The sequence below is a fragment of the Gammaproteobacteria bacterium genome, assembly GCA_028817255.1.
Classification (GTDB): Bacteria; Pseudomonadota; Gammaproteobacteria; order Porifericomitales; family Porifericomitaceae; genus Porifericomes; species Porifericomes azotivorans.
Genome location: JAPPQA010000062.1, coordinates 1 through 2,822, shown reverse-complemented (window position 1 = coordinate 2,822; position 2,822 = coordinate 1). Strand labels below are relative to the sequence as shown.

The 2,822-nt window shown below is 70.5% G+C and carries 2 protein-coding genes; one reads left to right on the top strand and one right to left on the bottom strand.

The features are described from left to right. Positions 1 to 717 (top strand): lysophospholipid acyltransferase family protein (locus OXU43_03095; GenBank protein ID MDD9824147.1); only part of this gene is annotated, 717 nt, incomplete at its 5' end. A gap of 93 nt (positions 718 to 810) precedes the next feature. Here OXU43_03095 and OXU43_03090 read toward each other — a convergent pair. Then, positions 811 to 2,822: autotransporter outer membrane beta-barrel domain-containing protein (locus OXU43_03090; protein ID MDD9824146.1), on the bottom strand; the 2,012-nt coding region annotated here is incomplete at its 5' end.

Genomic DNA, 2,822 nt, shown 5'->3' with positions numbered 1-2,822 from the left:
GAGGCGTGGCGGCGGCAACTGCTGCGCGAACACTTCCGCGCCTACGGCCGCGCGATGCTCAGCATGGGACTGCTGTGGCGGGGCAGCGACCGGCGCCTTGACCAACTGGTGCGCTGCAGCGGCGTCGAACGTCTTGAAAAAACCGCGCGCGCCGGGCGCAAGGTGATTTTGTTGGCGGCGCACACCATCACCGTCGAATTCACCGGCATCTTCCTGTCGCGCATCGGCCCGACAGTGGTCATGATGAATCCGCTGAAAAATCCCCTGCTCAACTGGGTGATGTGCCGCGGCCGCCTGCGCTACGACGGCGCGCAACTGGTGACGCGCGAGCATGGCCTGGCGTGCCTGCTGCGCCTGCTGCGCGCGCCGGGCTGCATGTTCACCTACTACACTCCCGACGGGGATTTTGGCGCCGAGCAGTCGGTGTTCGTGCCGTTCTTTTCGGTCCCTGCCGCGACCCTGCCCACCCTTGGGCGCATGGCGCGCCTGGCCAACGCGCTGGTGGTGCCGGTGTTCTCCCGCCTCGCGCCCGACGGCAGTTACGAGCTAACCGTCCACGACGCGCTGCAAAATTTTCCCGGCGACGACGAAATCGAAAACGCCGCCCGCATGAACCGCGCCCTGGAACAAACTATCCGCGCCGCGCCTGAGCAGTACATGTGGACTTTGCGTCGGTTCAAAACCCGCCCGCCGGGGGAAAGCCCGCCGTATTCCTGAAATCGCCACTCGCCGCCAAAGGCGGGCGCCCCCTCTTTTCCCTCTCCCGCCGGGAGAGGGAGACAGGGTGAGGGAGCGGGAAGCGCGGGAGGCTCAGAAGCGCAGGGTGGCGTCCAGCAGCAACGCGCGGTCGGCGTCGGCGCCGCTGTCGCGCCGCAGCCCCGCATCCAGCGCGAAACGATCCGCCTCGAAGCGCAACCCGCCGCCGTAACTGCTTGCGCCCGAGGCCAAGCCGCTCTTGCCGTACAGCGTCAACAGCCCCGGCAGGCCCCGCGCCAGCCGCACGCCGCCGATGCCATACGCCAACTCGCTGCGCAGCCCCAAGCCGGCGTCGTGACCGGCGCCGCCAAGGCCCGATGTACCGGCGCCGCCAAAGGCGCCGCCGTCCAGCGGCATGCCCGCCGCGCCCAGGCCGTCCGCCGCGCCTTGCGCCAGGCCCAGACTCGGGCGCAGCGCCACAGACAGGCCGCGGCGGTCGCCGCCCAAATCGTAGAGCAACATGCCCGTGCCTCCGTACTCCCGGTAGTCGCGGTCGTCCTTGCTGGTCAGACGCGCCTGAATCTCCAATTCCGTCTCCAGGCCCAGGCGCGGCCAGTGCAGCTGATAGCCCACCCCGAACTCTCCCGCCGCCGCGTCGCGCGCGCCGTCGCCGAAGTCGTAAGACACCCCCGCCCGCAGGTAGGGGCGCAAGCGCCCGCCGTCGTCGAAGCCAAAGACCTGCCCCAGCTCCACTTCGCTCCGCAGCTGCTGCGCGTTCGTCTCTGTCTTTGCGTAAACGATGCCGTCGTCGAAGCGCCCGCCGTCCGTCTCGCCGTGCAGCGCCGTTCCCCACAGGCGCAGCAACATGTCCAGCCCGTCCGCCGCGGGCAGGCGCCAGCTGAAACCCGCCGCGCCCAGCAGCAGTTCCGTGTCGCTGCTCGCCTTGCGCCTGGTCGCGCCTATCCGTTCCGCGATCTCCAGTTCGCCCTGGCCGTATCCCGCCAGCAGCCACATGCTTAGGCGGTCCGAGGGTTGCCAGGCCGCATACGGATACACCGCCACCAACTCGCTCTCGAAGTCGCTGCGATCCCCCTCTTCCCCAGCCGCCGGGCCGCTCGCCGCGCGCAGCTCCACGGCGCCCGCCGTGTAGCCCACGGCCAAGCCCAGCAGATATGCGTCGTAGCGACCGTCCAGGCCCAGATAAAAGCCGTAGCTGTCGCCGTCGTAGTCGTAGGTGGTGCCGCCCTCCAGCGGTTCGCCCTCCAGCGACATGTAGTTGCCGCGGCCCCACAGGGACAGCGTGTTGCCGCCGCCGCGCTCGCTGGTGGCCGAGAAGCCGGAGTTGCCCAGCAGCTGCAGCAGCGTGCGGCTTTCCGTGGCCGGCGAGATGGAATCCAGCCCCTCCAGTTGCGCCACCGCCAACTCCGCCAGTGCGCCCAGGTCCAACGTCCCGTTGCGCCCCGCGGAGGCAGCGGGGGCGAGGAAAGACGGCCTGGAGTCTCCCTCGCCCTCTCTTGCGCCCTTTCTTACGCTTGTGCCTTCGCTGGACATGCCTATGGCCGCATAACCGGTCGCGTAGCCGCCCGTCAGGGCCGCTCCGCCGCCGGCCCGCTTACTGGCGGCAGAGAAACCGGAGTTGCCCAGCAGCTGCAGCAGCGTGCGGCTTTTCGTGGCCGGAGACACGGAGTCCAAGCCCTCCAGTTGCGCCGCCGCCAACTCCGCCGGCGCGCCCAGGTCCAACGCGGCCAGGCCCAGCAGGGGAGGCGCCTCTGCTGGCCTCTGCGCGGGAGGCGCCCCGGAGCCTGCCCGCACCGCCTCTGTCTCTGCAGGCAAGGCAGCGGCTGGCGCCAGGGCGATGGCCGTACCCGCAGCGGCGCCCGCGCCTGCCGGGGGCAGGCCGATCATCGTGGCGCCGCCCGCACCGCCGCCATCGGAGGACAGCGCCAGCACCTGCCGGCCGCCCAGATTCAGCGCCAGGCCCGGACTGGCCAGACCCCGCCCCGGATCGAAGCGGCGCGCGAACACCTGCACCGACAGCGCCGCCGCCGCCCGGTTCAGCGCCGTCGTCGCCTGCTCTATGCGCACGGTCCGCGCCATCGGGTCGTCCTCGCGGATGGTGATGGTCT